This is a genomic window from Acinetobacter sp. ANC_7635, from assembly GCF_056779945.1.
In genome coordinates this window covers 20,926-39,800 of the sequence record NZ_JBWYIS010000009.1, presented here as the reverse complement: position 1 = coordinate 39,800, position 18,875 = coordinate 20,926, and the positions used below count along the sequence as shown (strand labels likewise).

General features: G+C 37.5%; 16 protein-coding genes and 1 tRNA gene. 4 read left to right on the top strand and 13 right to left on the bottom strand.

What is annotated here, in order from left to right:
* Positions 1–84: 84 nt before the first annotated feature.
* The 8 genes from AC1M89_RS10500 to AC1M89_RS10465 form a co-directional block, all read right to left on the bottom strand.
* On the bottom strand, positions 85–1,272 hold the full coding sequence (locus AC1M89_RS10500) for an HlyD family type I secretion periplasmic adaptor subunit (RefSeq protein WP_035266373.1): 1,188 nt from the start codon (positions 1,270–1,272) through the stop codon (positions 85–87).
* Positions 1,269–3,404, bottom strand: coding sequence for a type I secretion system permease/ATPase (locus AC1M89_RS10495; protein ID WP_092767723.1), 2,136 nt, complete (start codon positions 3,402–3,404; stop codon positions 1,269–1,271). Before AC1M89_RS10495 ends, AC1M89_RS10500 begins: the two co-directional genes overlap by 4 nt.
* Positions 3,401–4,807: a TolC family outer membrane protein gene (locus tag AC1M89_RS10490; RefSeq protein WP_481596411.1), complete on the bottom strand. Its 1,407-nt coding sequence runs from the start codon at positions 4,805–4,807 to the stop codon at positions 3,401–3,403. Before AC1M89_RS10490 ends, AC1M89_RS10495 begins: the two co-directional genes overlap by 4 nt.
* A 1,425-nt stretch (positions 4,808–6,232) precedes the next feature.
* On the bottom strand, positions 6,233–6,979 hold the full coding sequence (lptB, locus tag AC1M89_RS10485) for an LPS export ABC transporter ATP-binding protein (RefSeq protein WP_481592089.1): 747 nt from the start codon (positions 6,977–6,979) through the stop codon (positions 6,233–6,235).
* A complete protein-coding gene (lptA, locus tag AC1M89_RS10480; RefSeq protein ID WP_373683313.1) occupies positions 6,979–7,509 on the bottom strand; it encodes a lipopolysaccharide transport periplasmic protein LptA in 531 nt (176 codons plus the stop codon). Before lptA ends, lptB begins: the two co-directional genes overlap by 1 nt.
* A gap of 25 nt (positions 7,510–7,534) precedes the next feature.
* Entirely contained in the window at positions 7,535–8,080 is a 546-nt protein-coding gene (gene lptC / locus AC1M89_RS10475) for an LPS export ABC transporter periplasmic protein LptC (protein ID WP_481609110.1), read from the bottom strand.
* A 39-nt stretch (positions 8,081–8,119) separates the two neighbouring features.
* Positions 8,120–8,659: a KdsC family phosphatase gene (locus tag AC1M89_RS10470; RefSeq protein WP_481587672.1), complete on the bottom strand. Its 540-nt coding sequence runs from the start codon at positions 8,657–8,659 to the stop codon at positions 8,120–8,122.
* Between the two features lie 3 nt (positions 8,660–8,662).
* Complete coding sequence (locus AC1M89_RS10465; RefSeq protein ID WP_481587673.1) at positions 8,663–9,655, bottom strand: KpsF/GutQ family sugar-phosphate isomerase; 993 nt, start codon at positions 9,653–9,655, stop codon at positions 8,663–8,665.
* A gap of 195 nt (positions 9,656–9,850) precedes the next feature.
* Between AC1M89_RS10465 and cysS the strand changes: the two genes are divergently transcribed.
* From cysS to AC1M89_RS10450, 3 genes are all read left to right on the top strand, one after another.
* Positions 9,851–11,272, top strand: coding sequence for a cysteine--tRNA ligase (gene cysS, locus AC1M89_RS10460; protein WP_481614197.1), 1,422 nt, complete (start codon positions 9,851–9,853; stop codon positions 11,270–11,272).
* A gap of 64 nt (positions 11,273–11,336) precedes the next feature.
* Positions 11,337–11,412, top strand: a tRNA-Gly gene (locus AC1M89_RS10455).
* Between the two features lie 228 nt (positions 11,413–11,640).
* Entirely contained in the window at positions 11,641–12,333 is a 693-nt protein-coding gene (locus AC1M89_RS10450) for a cupin domain-containing protein (protein ID WP_481609108.1), read from the top strand.
* Between the two features lie 13 nt (positions 12,334–12,346).
* On the opposite strand, the gene AC1M89_RS10445 is transcribed toward AC1M89_RS10450, so the two are convergent.
* Both AC1M89_RS10445 and AC1M89_RS10440 read right to left on the bottom strand, forming a co-directional pair.
* Entirely contained in the window at positions 12,347–13,423 is a 1,077-nt protein-coding gene (locus AC1M89_RS10445) for a nitrilase-related carbon-nitrogen hydrolase (protein WP_481609107.1), read from the bottom strand.
* Between the two features lie 98 nt (positions 13,424–13,521).
* Entirely contained in the window at positions 13,522–13,971 is a 450-nt protein-coding gene (locus AC1M89_RS10440; protein WP_179999575.1) for a MarR family winged helix-turn-helix transcriptional regulator, read from the bottom strand.
* A gap of 173 nt (positions 13,972–14,144) precedes the next feature.
* Here AC1M89_RS10440 and AC1M89_RS10435 point away from each other — a divergent pair, with 173 nt between their 5' ends.
* Positions 14,145–15,506 (top strand): spinster family MFS transporter, encoded by a 1,362-nt coding sequence (locus AC1M89_RS10435; protein ID WP_481609106.1) that lies wholly within the window; start codon positions 14,145–14,147, stop codon positions 15,504–15,506.
* A gap of 604 nt (positions 15,507–16,110) precedes the next feature.
* Here AC1M89_RS10435 and AC1M89_RS10430 read toward each other — a convergent pair.
* Genes AC1M89_RS10430 through AC1M89_RS10420 form a run of 3 tightly spaced genes read right to left on the bottom strand, consistent with a single transcriptional unit; the run spans position 16,111 to position 18,849 of the window.
* On the bottom strand, positions 16,111–17,097 hold the full coding sequence (locus AC1M89_RS10430; protein ID WP_481611785.1) for a TauD/TfdA family dioxygenase: 987 nt from the start codon (positions 17,095–17,097) through the stop codon (positions 16,111–16,113).
* A gap of 17 nt (positions 17,098–17,114) precedes the next feature.
* Positions 17,115–17,858 (bottom strand): class II aldolase/adducin family protein, encoded by a 744-nt coding sequence (locus tag AC1M89_RS10425; RefSeq protein ID WP_228143120.1) that lies wholly within the window; start codon positions 17,856–17,858, stop codon positions 17,115–17,117.
* Positions 17,848–18,849 (bottom strand): ketopantoate reductase family protein, encoded by a 1,002-nt coding sequence (locus tag AC1M89_RS10420; RefSeq protein WP_481587678.1) that lies wholly within the window; start codon positions 18,847–18,849, stop codon positions 17,848–17,850. Before AC1M89_RS10420 ends, AC1M89_RS10425 begins: the two co-directional genes overlap by 11 nt.
* Between the last annotated feature and the right edge of the window lie 26 nt (positions 18,850–18,875).

Here is an 18,875-nt window from a genome sequence, read left to right as displayed (position 1 = left end):
ATACATTATGCGTGATTCAATCATATTAAAAAACCCAATCAAAACATCATTGATTGGGTTTTAAACAGACTGAAAAAATAGAGATTATCGTTCGCGTAACGCTTCTTTCGCCTTATTGAATGGTTTCAACAGGTATTCAAGAATCGTTTTTTGACCTGTCTTAATATCAACCGTTGATACCATACCCGGCGTGATTGGGAAAGCTTGCCCAGCTTTGTTATAAAGCTTGTCTGAATCAGTACGAATATACACACGATAATAGAATTGATCTTGTTTAACTTCATCACGTAACGTATCAGGAGAAATAACTGTTACCTCTCCTTTCAAGCCACCGTAGATTGAATAATCGTAAGCAGTGATTTTAACTAAAGCTTCCTGTCCAGGATGAATAAATGCAATATCACGCGGTGAAATTCGCGCCTCAATTAAAAGTTGTTCATCTAAAGGGACAATGGTCATCAACTTACCATTCTGAGGAATAACACCACCCAAAGTCATCACATCAATTTCTTTTACCACACCGCGGACTGGTGCTTTAAAGATTGTACGATTCAGACTATCAGATTTACCTTTGATCACTTGTTGTTGAGTTTCGACATCAGTGCTCGCCTTAGATAACTCTTCGCGTGCCTGCACATAGTACTGGTTACGAATATCGTTAATTTGGTTGGTCAATTCATTTGCTTGACGTTTTAAACGTAAAACTTCAACTTCACTCGCAGCACCTTTGGCAACAAGCGGTTCTGTCATTCTCAATTCTTGCTGAACTAACGTAAGTGCTTGCGTTAAGCCAGCAATAGATTCTTCCATATTGGCACGTCTAGAACGATAAAGCTGAGTTTCTTCAGCAACCAATTTTGGAATTTTTTGAACTGATTCTGGAAATACCAGTGGACCACCATTCACTTCCGCACGTAAACGCGCAGCTGTTGCTTGAGATGATAGTAGTAATGATTCTGATTCACCCACATTTGAAGCAAATCTTGTCGGATCAAGTTGAGCAAGGGTTTGCCCTTTTTCAACAATATCACCTTCTTTAACTTCAAGTTTGGTTAGAATCCCGCCCTCTAAAGATTGAATCACTTGTTCCTTAGAAGTTGGAACCACTTTACCTGTACCATTAGAAACTTCTTCAAGTTTGAAAATAGCTGCCCAAATAATGAGTGCAAGCAAACCCAGACCAATAATCCAAATCGTAATACTGACCTTCGGTAATGGTGGCTCTAACTGAGACACTTTTAATGAACGTTGTTGTTTTAATTCTTCGCTCATGATTTAGCCCCTGAATTTGCTTGTTGCTGGCCAGAATTATTTAAAATTTGATCACGTGGGCCATCCATAACGATACGACCATCATTCACCACAATAATACGATCCACTAACTCTAATACTGCACGGCGGTGGGTTGCCACAACCAATGTGCGATGTCCAAGCCAGTTCTTCATATGATCAATTAATTGTTTTTCAGATACATCATCAATCGCAGCTGTAGGCTCATCTAACAACAGAATATTTGGCTGACAAATGAGGAGTCTTGACAATAAAAGTGCCTGACGTTGTCCACCTGAGAAGCCTACACCACCTTCTAAAATAATATGATCTAGTCCCTCCTTCTTTTCTTGAATGAAGTTGAGTGCACCGGTTACTGCAAGTGCTTTTAATAAATCATCATCTGTAGCTAATGGTGCACCTAACGTTAAGTTTTCTCTGACTGTACCAAAGAATAGGTGCGCATTTTGATTCAACAAACCTACGTCACGACGAACGTCCGATGGATCTAACAAGGTAATATCAATATTATCTAATTGAACCTTACCTTGAACTGCAGTTTGCATACCTGAAAGTAATTGAAGAATGGTCGATTTACCTGCACCGTTACGCCCAAGAATCGCAATTTTTTCACCTGGTTTAATTTCAAGTTTAGGAATAACGATACTTGGTTTAGGATCTTCTTCGCCGTATTTAAAGACCACACCATTTAATTCATAATGACCATCGAGTACTGATCGCTGAATCAATTGTGAACGCTCAGGATGGTCAACCTGTTTACTCATTAATTCATCAAGACTTTCTTTCGCTGTTTTAGCTTGCTGATAACGACCAAGAACACCTGTAACCTGTGCAATTGGCGCTAACATACGTGATGATAGAATCGAACATGCCACCAACGCACCGGTGGTCATTTCTCCATCCATTACCGCAAAACAACCCACCAACACCACAATTGCAAAAGTCAACCCCTGTAATTTTTGAGTCCAAAGATTCAATACGCCTACAATTTTACGTTGTTTCATGCTGATAGAAGCTGAAACATCATTCATGTGATTCCACTGATTTTGAAAGCGAGACTCTGCACGTAGCAGTTTAATATCTTCAATACCTTGAACGGCTTCAACGAGAATCGCATTTCGTATTGATGACTCACGCATACCCTCTTTAGCCAATTGCGCTAATTTTTTTTGCGCCAAAAGCCCTGGAATAATCATCAGCGGTACAACCACCAAAATTACCCAGAAAAGATTGCCACCAATAAGCCAAAAAATACCAAGAAACAGGAAGAAGAATGGTAAATCAGCAAAGGCGGTAATTGTTGTAGATGTTACAAGCTCACGCACACCTTCTAATTCACGAATTTGTGAAATAAACGTTCCCGTGGATTTAGAGCGTTCACTATTTTTAATACGTAAAGCATGACCAAAGACCCGATCCGAGACTCTTAAATCCGCACGCTTACCAATCATATCTGAAAGAATTAATCGTGAGTATTTCAATGCGAATTCAAAGATTGCAGCAAGTAATACACCACCTGCCAGTACCCACAAGGTTGGAATAGATTGAGCTGGAATAACGCGGTCATACACATTCATCGAGAATACGATTGTCGCGAGTGCTAATACGTTTGCAAGCAATGATGCAAACATAATATCGATATAGCGTTTCCAATCGCGTAATACAATTTCCCAAAACCAGTTTTTTTCATATGGTTTAATGTATTCGTCAATACGCGCATCAGGCACTGAGGTTTCTGGTCTTAAAATATAGACTGAGTCGATGACATCTAACAATGTATCTACTGAAAATGTCTGTGCTAACCCTTCATCACCGCTCAGTTGAACACTTGCATTACCTTGTGCATCTGCACGATCAATGACGCCAACTTGCCCATCTTTAAATCCGACCAATACCGGTAAACGCCACGGATTTAAAATATCGGGGCTAAAATCCACTTTACGGACATGTAAACCTACTTGGCGTGTCATAATTGCCAAGATGTCATCGACTGACTGGTTCTGATTCCAGTTTAGTTCTAAGCGAATACGTTCAGCAGAGGTTTCAATTCGATAATGACGTGCAACCGTCAGGACACCTTGTAACCATGGTTGATAATTTATTCTTGTATTCATGGTTTCAATTCTACCCCTTGAATGGTCAAATTATTAAGTTGATATACATCGCGGCTCTTACCAGAAGCGGCAATATATTGAACTAAGTTTTCATAAATATCATAACGTGCCGTTTCAATATCTGAATTTGAACGGTGAATCGCTTGCTCAGCATTTAAAAGATCAACAGCTGTACGAGTGCCAAGTTTATATTGTTCTTGATATAACTCTTTTGTTCTGACTGATGTCGCTTGTTGATCAATTAATACTTTCATTTGTCGCTGTTTATTTTCAACTTGTTCTTGAGCACGACGAATTTCATCAATTGTTTCTAAATAAACTGCATTTACTTTTGCTTTAGCAGCTTCTTCTGCAAACGATGCCGCACGACTGCGTGAACTAATTGCACCACCTTGGAAGAAAGTACTATTTGCTTCAAGCATAATAGAACTATCTGTTCCATCGTCTTGATTGTTATTCGGATTACGTCCGTTGACTGCTTGACTCAATGTACCTTTAACATTTAACGTAGGATAACGACTCAATTGAGTTTGTTTTTTTTCCAATTCTGCAACATCAACTTCTGCTTTGGCAGCCATCATTTTCGGAATTTCGTTAAACTTTGGCTCTGAATAAATATCTGAAGCCTTAATTAAACTCTCAGGTATCTCCCAGTTATATTTTGATATATCTGTTCCCATCAAAGTTCTAAGACGTTGTTTAAATACATTGAGCTGTGTTTCTTGCAGAATTAAATTTGATTGTGCAGATTCATAATATGATTGCGCTTGGATTGGATCGGCCTGACTGCTGATACCTGCCTCTGCACGTAAATTAGCAATTTCTCGGATTCGTGATATACCAGCAATTTGCTCACGTGCAATACGTGTAATTTCTTCATATCGCTTAATATTCACGATGGCAGAAGCCACTTCAAGAGCAATTTGGTCAATTGTGACAAGAACTTGAGCTTGGCTAAACTGCAACTTGGCTTCTTCTGTACTAACTAGTGATTTTTGTTTACCAAAGTCAAAAAGTAGTTGCGTCGCATTGACATTAAATAATTGACGCCCTCTTTCTCCTGAAGTCATATCTCCAGTTGAAACACCTGCACTCAACTGTGGGTAATAACCGGCTTTAGCAACATCAATAAATGCATTTTGTGATGCGAGTGAAGAAACACTTTGTGTCACTTCAGGATGTCTCGCTACTGCGATCTTAATCGCATCGTATAAGCTTAACGTTTGTTTATCAGCCGTCCCATTCACAAGTGGCATCATAGATACTGGAGCACTTGGCGAAGCTTGTGTCGTGATCACAGGCAATTGTTCGACCTGTTTAGGATCAAAGCTAAAATCACTCAGTTCATTTAACTTAACTTGTCTAAAGTCATCATCAGCTTTAGGTTTAAAAAACTGATCCATATTTGATTTTAATGCAGTTAAGCTGAATTTTTTCTTTGCTTGCGGTTCAGCATTCACCGTATTGTATTTTAGTTCAGAGACGACTTGATCAGCTTTAGGCTTAATATTTACAACTGGCTTAATCGACTGCGATTGTTCAGATATTTTCGCTTTCTGCTCTATTGGTTTTGAATAAACAATTGTAGGTTTATTTACAGCCAAAGCACTAGTCGGTTGCTGAACGATCAAGTTTGGACGCTCAATTACATTCTGTGTTTCTAACTTATTATGAGAACCTGATTTAAAAGGCCAAAAAGCTTTGGCTTTAGATACAAGACTTTGAGGATGTTCAACTTTCGCTACAGTTGAAGGTGGAGCTTGTAGCAAGTTGTTTTGGCTGTTAATTTGTTGATCATTAACAATCTTCGGTTTTGGTGTACTAGACACTTTCAATGAAGTTTCACTCACCGTTTTTTGTAAAGTCGGTGTCAAAACTTTTGTATTTGAAACATTGCCAGTAGCTTGGTGATGACCCTCATCCAACTTAGTTTTATCTTTGCCTATATTCCCAATAAATGTAAAGAGTTTACTTTTTGGTTTTTCTGTTTTGTCTTCTGAAACCGATGTTTCATTTTCTAGTAATTTTGCGTGTTGCGCGTCAATTAAAGATTCTGTTAGTTGATTTTGGATCTTTGGTTTAAGCGGTTTTAAAACCTGACGAGTGTCTTTAGTAGCGGGTTGTACAGTAGATGAAATAGTAGGTTTTAGAACATTTGGCGCTGAAGCCTCTTCAATAACCTGCTTTACCTTTGGCAGCAATATTTTTGGTTCAGATGCCGCTTTTTCACGCTTAACAAATGCAAAGAAAGATTTCTTTTGAGTCTTTTCCTTCGACTCATTCTGAGACTGCGAATTAGATAAAGGTATAGTGTTAACTTGAGCAATTTCATTTTCGACTATGTCGTCTAAATCAGGAACTTGTTCAATAACTTTAGGAACAAGAACCTGTTCTTTCACTTGCTCTTTCGAGATTTTGGATTTCGATTGGAATAATTTAAAACGTGGCTTTTCAAGCTGTTCAGGTATATCTTCAACAGTCTTTTTTTCCAAACTAAAGTTGATTTTTGGTTTTTGTAATTCTGCTGATAGTGCACGTTGGGTATCGTCAATTGCTAGAGGAGCGATTGCATCTTCAGCATGTACTTGTGTCGTACATAAACTGATCGCAAACAGCGTGATATACCCCATATCCTTCTGACTTAATTGATGTTTAGCCACTTGTAATCTCTATTAAAAAGTGTGAACTACGTCACATAAAATCAATCGTATTCTACAATGATTTTTATATTATTTCTGCGTCAATTGTAAACTTACGATTTGTTTGAGTTAATTTACAGTCTAAATATCTATAAAACAACATTATTTTATAGATATCACACTATTTTTTTAAACTGTGAAATCATCACCTAAATAAACTTTACGGACAGTTTCATCCATAAGTACTTGATCTGGTGTTCCTTCCGCAATGACAGATCCTTCGCTGACAATATAAGCATGCTCACAAATCGCGAGCGTTTCGCGAACGTTATGGTCTGTAATGAGCACACCGATACCACGTTCTTTTAAATTGCGAATGATATCTTTGATATCACCTACAGAAATTGGATCTACCCCAGCAAAAGGCTCATCAAGGAGCATAAACTTAGGATCGGCGGCTAATGCTCGAGCGATTTCAGCACGGCGACGTTCCCCCCCTGACACACTCATCCCCAAAGAATCTTTAATATGTGTAATTTTAAAGTCTTCTAATAACTCTTGAAGTCTCTCTTTACGTTGTTGCTTATTAAGATCCTTCCGCGTTTCAAGAATCGCCATAATATTATCTGAAATACTCAATTTACGAAAAATTGAAGCCTCTTGTGGCAAATAACCAATTCCATGACGAGCACGCTCATGCATTGCAAGGTCCGAAAGATCAAGATTATCTAAGTGAATTTCACCTTTATCCATTCGAACCAGTCCGACTACCATGTAAAAGCTTGTCGTTTTTCCCGCCCCGTTCGGTCCAAGCAAACCAACAATTTGACCACTCTGCATGCTAAATGAAACATCTTTCACCACCCAGCGTTTACTATAAACTTTGGCAAGATGTTTAATTTTTAATGTTTGGATTGGTGATTCATTGACACTCATTAATCACGTACTCCAGAGAATGATTTTGAGGCAGAAGGTGGAATGATAATTTGTACACGACCTTTCGAACTGCCTGTGCCACTACTGCCACCGCCTACAACTTCGATATCACCCTTATTCATACTGTAACGCAAAGTGTTCCCACGAATACTTGCGCCATCTTGATACAAGTATGCATTACCCGACAAAGTAATAATGCCTGTATCAGCGTTATATACAATTTTAGAGGCTTCACCGCGTGCAATGCCACGTTTAGACTCTAATTGCTGTTGGAATTTTGCAGGGGAACCTGACGCATTTACTGAGCTAATTTGACGATTGGCATTGAGATTAGCAACTATAGAGGCTGCATTTAACTTGAAAGTACCTTGTTCAACAGAAACATTCCCCACATAGGTCGTTATACCTGTTTTGTCATTATAGGTCGCACGATCAGCTAAAAGCATGATGGGTTGATTACGATCACTTGGCAATGCAAATGCCATAACAGAAATAGAACTGAGTGCCACCATTGCTATTGCTTTAAGCATTTTTGAACCTGATAAATAAGAAGGTTTAGTTTGGTGCATACTTTCCTCGAATATTTTTAAAATCGTACTGACCTTCATTCAAATCTGCTTCTAAGCCTTGGCTGACAAAATCTGCATTTGGTGTTTGTACAGTAACTTGCTCAGATGTTTCAAGCTTTCTTGTTTTTGGATATCCTGTAAGCGCATCGGTTCGAAAAACCATTTTGCCCATTTCTCCTTGCTTGGTTGCAACAACATCTCCAGATAACACAATCTTCTCATTGTCATTGAAACCATGTGCTTGTTTAGCATAAAACGTAGCGTCTTCTACATTATTAGTAAACATGCTGGCATTTAAATTCTGCAAGCTTGATGTTTTCTGTTTCATATCTTGGTTCAGCTCATCCACTCTAGCCTTAACATAAAGCATGCCTTTTTCATCAGTTTGCAAAAGATTAATATTCTTTGCTGAATATGTCATCGATTGAGCGGATGAACCCTCTAATTTTTTCCCTTTACCGCTGTAATAATAATAGCCACCACTTATAGCAGCGACAATAACAGCAGTAATGTATAAAACTTTAGTATCCATAAATCATCAACTATATTCAGCGTTCATATCAACTGCATATTAATGCGTTACAGCCAAATATTTTTCAAGAAGTTCATGGTAAACCCCTTTTGACAACAATAACATGTCACAAATTTCACGCACAGCGCCACGACCACCATAAGCTTGGGTTACAAGGTCTGCACGACGACGAACTTCAACATGACCATTTGGCACTGTTACTTTCATTCCCGCAATCGCAAAAGCTGATAAATCTGGCCAATCATCCCCCATATACAAGCAATCTTCTGGTTTTAAACCCAGTTGCGTACAAGCTTGCTGTAAGGCAGTCCCTTTGTCTTCACGCCCCTGATAAACTAAGTCTACACCTAGATCATTCATACGCTTTGCCACAATATTGCTTTGGCGACCGGTAATAATGACAACTTTAATTCCAGCTTGCTGAACAAGTTTCATCCCAAGTCCATCACGAATATCAAATGACTTAATTTCATCACCTGAGTTCGTCAACGTTACAAAACCATCACTTAGAATACCATCCACATCCAAAACCAACGCTTCGATATGTCGTGCTTGTTCTAACAATACATAAGATGCCATGAATTAATTTACCCCAGCTTGAATTAAATCGTGCATGCTAATCACACCAATCACTTGTTTGGCATCATTGACTACTACAAATTGATTGATTTTTTTAGCATTCATTTGCTCTAGCGCTTCAACCGCTCTTGCTTCTTGTGAAATGGTTAGAGGATTTTCAATCATAACCTTTGATACAGCAAGATTAACATCAAAACCTTGTTGCTTATCAATGAGACGTCGCAAGTCACCATCCGTAAATATACCTAACAGAACATCATTTTCATCCACAATTGTGGTTAATCCGAGACGTTTGTTTGATATTTCGTATAAAACTTTATTCATTGGTGTATCTGGTGAAACTTTTGGTAAAGAGTCACCCACGTGCATCAGATGTTTAACATGCAACAGTAATCGCTTACCGAGTGCACCAGCTGGATGCGACATGGCAAAATCATTTGCAGTAAATCCACGCGCTTCAAGTAAAGCAACAGCCAAAGCATCACCTAAAGCTAAAGTCGCTGTCGTGCTTGAAGTTGGTGCCAAACCTAATGGGCATGCCTCTTGAATATGACCAAGTGTAAGCGCAACATCAGCGTTCTGTGGCATTGGTCCACGGTCATCACCTGAAATTGTTATCAATGGCACACCCAAATGTTTGATGAGTGGCATTAACATCATGATTTCATCACTTTTACCAGAGTTTGAAATCGCGATCAGCACATCTCCACGCACTAACATCCCGAGATCACCATGACCAGCTTCACCTGGATGCATAAAGAAAGACGGAGTTCCTGTTGATGCAAATGTTGCAGCCATTTTTCGACCGATATGACCAGATTTCCCCATACCAGTGACCACTAAACGACCTTGACACTGTAGGATAATTTGACATGCTTGGGAAAAACGATCATCAATCTGACTGGATAGTACCGATAAAGCTTGACGCTCAATCTCTAAGGTTTCTTTTGCAACCTTTTGAAAATCAATTGGATATGTAGTATTTTCAGAATTCAAATCTGGGCACCTTGAGGCTGGATTCAGCCACAATTTCAATCATTAAATTATTCTTCATATATTAACATAAGCATGCAAGTATCTTTTTCTTAAATGTATAAATTTCATTTGCATAGATTTTTTACGCATAAAACTTTGTGAAAGATAAGCCTTAGGTTAAGATGAACCACCATTTTTTTAGCTTTTTGAAGACCTATGCAACCATTTGTTCTATATAACTCAGAGCAACGAAAAAAAGTTGAGTTTGTACCACGCAAAGCAGGACATATTGATATGTATGTCTGTGGGATGACAGTTTACGACTACTGTCATATTGGTCATGCTCGGGTTATGGTTGCATTTGACTATATTATTCGTTTTCTTCGTAGCCAAGGTTGGAAAGTTAAATATATTCGCAATATTACTGACATTGATGACAAAATCATTGCACGTGCAAATGAAAATGGTGAAAGCATTACAGCACTCACTGATCGCTTTATTCAGGCAATGAATGAAGATGCTGCTAATTTAGGATGCTTGGCACCTGATGAAGCACCTCGTGCGACAGAGTATATCGATCAAATGCAAAATATGATTGGTATTTTGGTCAATAATGGCACTGCATATCCTGCGTCAAACGGTGATGTGTACTTCGAAGTTGAAAAATTTAAAAAATACGGGCGTCTATCTGGTCGTAAACTCAAAGACATGCAAGCAGGTGCTTCCGAACGAGTCGATGTTGAAGTTGAAAAGAAACATCCTTTCGATTTTGTGCTATGGAAGCATGCAAAAGAAAATGAACCTTCTTGGAAATCTCCTTGGGGGAATGGTCGTCCAGGTTGGCATATTGAATGTTCAGCAATGTCTACATGTTGCCTTGGTAATCATTTTGATATTCATGGTGGTGGGTCTGACTTGACCTTCCCCCATCACGAAAATGAAATCGCACAAAGTGAAGCTGCAACTGGCGAACAATATGTAAACTATTGGATGCACGTAGGCTTTATCAATGTCGATGGTGAAAAAATGTCTAAATCTTTAGGCAATTTTTTCACGATTCGCGATGTCATGGAAAAATTCCATCCTGAAGTTATTCGTTACTTTATCGTTTCATCACACTATCGTAGCCCTGTGAATTTTTCTGATACTGCGCTTAAAGAAGCTAAAAACACATTAAGTCGTTTTTATCATTCATTTAAAGCATATCAACAGATATATGGTGCCGAAATTAATTCGCAATACGATGAAGCACTCGTTGAAAAGTTTAATGCAGCAATGCGGGATGATTTCAACACATCAGAAGCGATTGCCGTACTTTTTGAAATCAATAAAGAATTAAATCGTGCCGTAAAAGACGAAATTGCTGAACAGGCGGCCATATATTATGCCACCTTGCGCCATCTGACCAATATCTTAGGTCTTGTTCAACATAATGTTGATGAATTCCTAAAATCAGATATTGGTCAAGAAAGCTTATCTTTGAGTAATGATGAAATTGAAGATCTCATTCAACAACGCAAAGATGCCAAGAAAGAGAAAAACTTTGCACGTGCAGATGAGATTCGCCAAAATCTTCTTGATCAAGGCATTGTACTTGAAGATACGCGTCAAGGAACTTTATGGCGGCGTGCTGATTAATTCATCAATTAAATTTTGGAAGTGTTGACAGGGTGTGCAAAATCACTATAATTCACACCATATTGCGGGAATAGCTCAGTTGGTAGAGCACAACCTTGCCAAGGTTGGGGTCGCGAGTTCGAGTCTCGTTTCCCGCTCCAAAATTTTAAAAGCTTCATTCGAAAGATTGAGGCTTTTTTTTATTGACTTAGATTCTCAAATAAAGTCGACCTAGATTAAATTATTCGAAAGAGAAAAGAGAAGCTAGCCGACCAAAGTCAAAGTTGCTCCACACCCCATCACTCTCGAACTTGAACAGGTTTTCATCTTAAATTCACGCTTTTTTTGATAATATTAATCACTTTAATGCTCTTTTTTAGGCTAAAAGCATGAGATTAAATGCTGACTTCTCTCAACCTGTAATAATTACTCCAGAGGATTATCAATGGATTCAATCCCCAAGAGGCGAAGTTAAACGAATGATGTTTGATCGTGTTGGCTTAGAACAAGCAAGAGCAACCAGCCTAGTTGAGTTCCCTTCAAATTCTCAGTTCCCAGAGCATCAACACCCCTTCGGTGAAGAAGTTCTAGTGTTAAAAGGGACTTTTACTGAAGATGATCATCAGCACTATCCATCTGGATGGTATATGCGAAATCCTCACCTTTCTAAACATATTGTCTCGAGCTTAGATGGATGTCTGATCTTGGTGAAACTCATGCAAATGTCTGAAGAAGAAAAATTAGCTACCCGAATTGATACTCGTGACGAGCGAAACTGGACCTATTTTAACAACAGAAAGATTTGCCAACTATTTCAATCTGAGTATGAAGACACCTTTCTCGAAAAACTCGAAAGCCAACAGGTTTTAGAATCAACACATCATAACGGTATTGAAATTTTCATTATCGAAGGTGAATTGGTGATGAATGAACGAAATTATTCAGCTGGTTCGTGGATGAGGTTTCCGACTCAACATCGTATTGAATTCAAAGCAGGTGCTTCTGGCGCTTTGATTTATGTAAAAAAAGATCATTTAAAAAATATATACCCAAAAAAACCCAATACATTATTGGGTTTTTAAGCTAGTGCATTGATTAAGATTCATCATATGCGCTTTTTTTCCAGACACCCATATCAATAAGCTTCTGAATTTGCTTATCAATCACTTCCGCTTTATATTCGTCGTGATGTCCCTGTTTTTGCTGCAAATACAAATTTTTAGGATATATATTATTTTTATAAATTAATTGTGCGCATTCTGCACGTATATCTTTCATCCAATTGGTCACCTGAGCGTGTGTACGATGATAACGAAGTGCCTCTATATCAACTACACCAGTCACATAGGTAGATCCATTGGTATCATGCTGTTTACCCACTATTTTACCTTTATGGTCCACAATCATAGAAAGACCACCACCACAATCGATCGGTGCTAATGTATTTTCATCAAGATACATCCCCCCAATATTAGGTGCTACTACGTACATATTATTTTCTAAAGCACGAGCACGATTGGAGATTTCAAATACATCATTTTCAGTAAATGAAGCTGGTAAAGATGCACGATAGACGACTTCAGCACCATTCATCGCTAGGCCTCGACCATTTTCTGGAAAATTACCTTCCATTGCCATCATTATGCCCAATCGACCAATTTCCGTATCAACTACTGGCCAAAATGATTGAAGCTCTTCGCCATATTTTTTTACCCACTCATCATACAAATCATGAGGTGATGCTGAACGCTCGCATGGCAATAAAGCAGACATTTTGTGGTGTTTTAAAATAATTTCGCCTTGAGGATTTATAATAAATCCGACATTAAACATAATGCCTGGCCAATCCTCATTTTTAGCTTTGGCTTGCGCCATGATAAAAACATTATGTTTTTTAGCTAACTTACCTAAACGATCTGTTTCAGGGCCTGGTATATCGATCGCACCATCATCTAAGAATTCTTGAATATCAACATCGAGTGCTTCATCGTTGAAGCCCTGTAATGCTCCCTCTGGGAGAACCAACAGTCTTACTGGAATATCTAAAGAACTCAACCATAATGCACCGGATGTAAGTTCCTCTAAATGAGAGATATTTTTCATAATATCTGCTCTACAACTTGTGCCCCATATTGTTGGAACTAATCCTACTACACCATAAGGTTTGATCATTTTGTTTTCCTCTAAATCCATTCAGTTTTTTTAATGTACTTAAAAATTATCAGTGTGCTGATAATTATGCAAGTTCAAAAACCAAAAAATTTAGAAAATTATTCTTCATTAATTTTTTTCATCCATTTCCTGACGATTCTTATTTCACTTTCACTAAAACCATCGACTAAAGAATCTTCTAAACGATCAATAGCATCACCACAATCTTCCATAAGTTTTTTCCCTAAATCTGATATCTCAATTAATTGAATTTTCTTATTCGTAGAATGAGAAGTTTTGTAGAGAATATTTTGTTTTTCTAATTTTGAGATCATCAAATTTACTGTTTGTGGTGTTAATGAAGCAAAACGTGCTATTTCCGCATTTGTGAAACCTGGGTAAGTCAAAATAATTTTCAAAATTGTGAACTGTGGTGGAGTGATTGAATATTCAGCAAGTACACGCTCCATTTTTAAACGATATACATGGGATGTCTTTCTTAATAAAAATCCAAGGTAACCCGATTCATTATCAAATATTTCAGGTGAATTCGTATTTTTTTTAAACATACCTATTGCCCTTTTATAAAATCATAAATATTATCAGTATACTGATAAAAAGTATTTGAGTTTAACTTTGCATTATATATGACTAATGCTGCTTAAATTTGAATACCCAGTCACAGTTCAGCTACAAAAATAATGGAATAAAAATCAAACCCTTAAGGATATAGGACACAAAAATGCAGAATACTCTAAATGCTGAAGAACCCGCTTCGGTCAAAAAAAATACGAGATACGCTTGGTACGTAGTCACACTATGTATGTTGGCTTATATATTTTCTTATATTGATCGACAAATTTTAGTCTTGATGATTGAACCCATCAAAGCAGATTTAAATTTAACTGATACTCAGTTTAGTCTATTGCACGGTTTAGCTTTTTCCCTATTTTACGCATTTATGGGATTGCCAATCGCTTATTTAGCAGACCGATTTTCCCGACCAAAAATTATTGCAATTGGCATTATTTTTTGGAGCTTAGCAACAGCGGCTTGTGGTCTAAGTAAAAACTTCATTCAACTTTTTCTGTCAAGAATGGGGATTGGCATTGGTGAAGCAGCATTATCACCCGCAGCATATTCCATGTTTAGTGATATGTTCAGTAAAGACAAATTAGGTAAAGCCGTTGGTATTTACTCCATTGGTTCTTTTATCGGTGGAGGGATGGCTTTTCTCGTTGGTGGCTATGTGATCAGCTTATTAAAAGATGCAACGTTTATTGATGTTCCTCTACTCGGCATGATAAAGGCTTGGCAAGTTGCCTTTATTCTTGTTGGATTGCCAGGCGTTTTTATTGGTCTTTTATTTATTTTAACAGTAAGAAATCCGCAACGAACAGGACAAAAACTCGATGCCTCAGGTAATGTCGTAAAAGTTAAATTTACGGATTCGTTTAAATTCTTAAAAAAGCATAGTAAGACATTTACTTGTCACTACATGGGCTTCACATTCTATGCAATGGCATTGTTTTGTGTCATGAGCTGGTCACCTGCATTTTATATGCGTAACTTTGGTCTCAGTCCTGTTGAAACAGGTTATATGTTAGGAACGATTCTACTTATCGCAAACACATCTGGCGTTTTCTTTGCAGGCTGGTTAACTGACTATCTGACAAGTAAAGGTCGACGTGATGCTGCAATGTATGCTGGTTATTTAGGTGGTTTAGGAATTATCTTACCGATTATTAGCTATACATTAGTAGACTCACTGTGGTTATCTGTTGCTATTTTTACAGTGGCTATGTTCTTTGCATCTTTCCCAATGCCAACCTCAACAGCAGCTATGCAAATTTTAGCTCCAAATCAATTACGAGCTCAAATTTCTGCAATTTTCTTGTTAATCAGTAGCTTAATTGGTTTAGGTATTGGAACAACTTTAGTCGCATTAATTACCGATAAAGTATTCGGGGATACCAACATGGTGGGTTATTCAATTTCAATCGTAGGTGGATTCTCAGCGTTATTGACTATTATTTTACTTAAAACAGGATGTAAACATTTTGTGAAAAGTCTAGATGTAGAAAAAGATGAAATGGTCAGATAAGAAGTGATTTGTGCAAAATTACATAAAGCATTTTCTAAAATCTAAGCTCATATTTAGTTTATTTTAGAAAAAGAACTCGAACATCTGTTCGAGTTCTTTTTTCTCAACTGAGAATCAATAATGATTAAACTAATCAAAGGTAGAAAAAAATAATCAAAGTCTACTTGTTGCAAGCCAAAGCCGCATTATGATGAATACCCATGTCCGATGCCCGATTAAATAAAGATAAACGAAGTATTCCCTGTCAGGTCTAGGCTTTCAACATTTTTCGTTTGAAGAGCAGATTATTCTCCCTACTTGAATAGAAATCACTCTCAAATTTACTAAAATGCGTTCAGGACTGCTGAATGAGGAAAACTCACTTCCAGAAGCTGATTTAACTTAACTCATTCAAAGTGTGAATATTGTTAGACGATATAATGCCGAACCATATAGCGCGTTAACAAAAAAAGAATATTATTTAGGTGATCAATCAGATGAGTGCGTAATTATTATTTTTACTCATCTCAAAATCAGATTCAGTCTTATAACTTTTGAGTAATCGCAAAAAAAAGACTCGGCCTTAAAAGTCCGAGTCAGGTTGTAGTCAAATATTGAGCATTTTTTAAGAAAGATTTACTTTTTGAATACCATTTCTACCTGGGAAATCCTTGGCTAAAGATCGGGCATTAGGCATTTTCAACCATAATCTTAATAATTTTCTTCGCTTTGAGATGTCTTCATCATCTATAAATGATGATCGTGAATGCATTACACAATAGTTATTACAGAACTGCATATCACCCGGTTCAAGCATCATATCTAGTCTGAGATCAGGATCTTGTATGTATTGATCGAAAATATCAAGCGCATCGACTTGAACTCTGGATAAAGGGATTCCTTTTCGCTCATGTCCTAGTTCAATATATGCTCTTAAGTATCGACAACTTAATTTATTGTCATAAAAGCTAAATATAGGCGTGAGTGTTGGTTCTGAGTCACCAAGATGATCACAATAAGTCGGATGATAATAATAACCTAGATATTCAGGATAATTTTCTAAAATTCTATTGTAGACTGTGGCAGCACTGACAAGACTACTTAATCCTCCACTCATTGCTTTTCTAATTGATAGCAATCCAACTACGTCAGATAAGTCAGTGTGGTAAGGGAGATATGCGTTTGTTTCATAAACTCGCGTTGATTTGTTGTTAAGATCACCAACGTTTTCTACTTTACCCAATAAATCGCCTTTAGGATTTTGGGTAACGGGTTGACCCATATACATGCCAATTAAATAGTAAATAATCGCCAATTGGCGTTCACTAAATTTAGAGACATCTAAACCTTTTAATAGAAAGAAACCATATCCATTCTCAAGCTCATCGGCATATTTTTTAAATTCAGATAAAACTTGTGAATTATTAATCGTTAAATGCGTGTTATTCAATTGATCAATTTCTAGATCTTGTTGTTCTATAAATTGCAAATTTTGGCTTAATTCATGAAGCATTTCTTCGCTTAAATAATAAATCCAATCTGTCTGATTTTTTAGGTCTTTGCCCACCCATGCCGACTTATGACTGATTTTTTCTTTTAATATCGTATTCATCTCAATCTATCCCTGAACTAGTGTTTGTTTTCCTGCATTTTTCGAACCATCGCATTAAAAAACTTATCAGCGAAAGCACTTTCTTGAATTAACATTTGAGTTAAGTCTGCACACTTCTGTTTTACGATATGATCTAATTCAACATCGTCACCACGCATTGAATCCGCTTGGCATTGTATTTCTGCGGCTCGTTGAACTGTCCAGAGTAGGAAAAAAGCTTTTTCAATCGTACTCTCTCCCACAGCTACACCATGATTTCTAAGTACCAGAATGTGATGATCACCTAAACTTTTGATCATTCTTTGTTTTTCTTCTTCGAATAGGGTAATGCCTTCAAAGGCATGATAGCCTACCCGACCATATAACTGCGCACCATAAAAATTGTCATTTTTAAAGCCATCTTTCTTTTGTGCAATGGCACTGATTGGTGTGGTATGTGTATGTATTAAACATCGAATATCATCACGAGCACCATGAACAGCACTATGTAAAGCAAATCCTGCAGGATTGGCATCATATTCAGAATGAATCACTTTATTGCCGTTTAAATCAACTTTTAATAAATTTTCGGGTGTGATTTCCGTATAGTTCAAGCCGAAAGGATTTACTAAATAATAGTGTTCAGCTCCTGGTAAGCGCGCTGAGACATGATTAAAAATTGTTTCCGTCCAACCAAAATAATCAATAAGGTGATAACAATTCGCTAATTTAACTCTGAGCGCCCATTCAGCTTCAGACACATTCAATACATTATTTTTCATCTTCATTATTCCTTGTTCTGGCTTGTTCGCTTAAATAGACCGTTAATTCATATATAAGTTTGGATGTCGGCATCGGACATTCATAAGCATCTGCCAATTCAAATACAGCTTCTGCAATGGGTGCTAACTCTAAAGGGCGATGATTTTTGTAGTCATGCCACATTGATGTATATGTTTCCCCCATCTCTGAACCCAATTTTAAAAATGTGTTTGGGTCGATATTGATACGAGCGCCATAGCAAGCCGCAACAGCTCGAACTTCATATAAAATTTGTTGCGTAATTCGAGTTAAATTGTGATCAGAATAAATTTTACTTAGCGGAGCATCAGCCACAACCGATAATGGATTGGAGCTCAAGTTAGCCATAACCTTGGTCCAAATTTGATCTCGGATGTTCTCTACGGGTCGTGCTTCGATACTTGTATTTTCAAACAATTCTACAAGCGCATGTAATCGTTCAGTCATTTGATGACTTGGCTCACCAAAGATCAACAAATATGGATTGTCTGATTTGACCTCATTTCCATTGACACTTTGCGCTGTAATAAATACGACAGCGCCAATTAAATGTTCTAATGGAAAATGGTCATTTAAAACGCCCTGTTGATCTAAACAATTTATGCTTGAATGTTCAGAGTTATTCTCTAAACCGTAAAAATACCAAAAGGGTATGCCATTCATTAACGGCACGATGACTGTCGCGTTATGCATATAACGCTTCAGCTGAGTTGAGATTTCGTATAAAGCGTTAAACTTGGTTGCTATAAATATGAAATCCTGTTTTTCAATGCATTCTTCAGTATCCACAATTCGAGATGGATGTACTTGAAATTCACCCAGTACATCTTTTAAATGAATCCCTTTTTGCTTTAGCGTTTCGACTTTTTCCCCTCGCGCTAGAACAGTGACTTGGTGTCCTGCTAGCGTTAATCTAGCAGCAACTACACAGCCTATGGCTCCAGCACCATATACCAAAATTTTTTTTGACATCCATTCAAATCCCTGAAAATCGTATG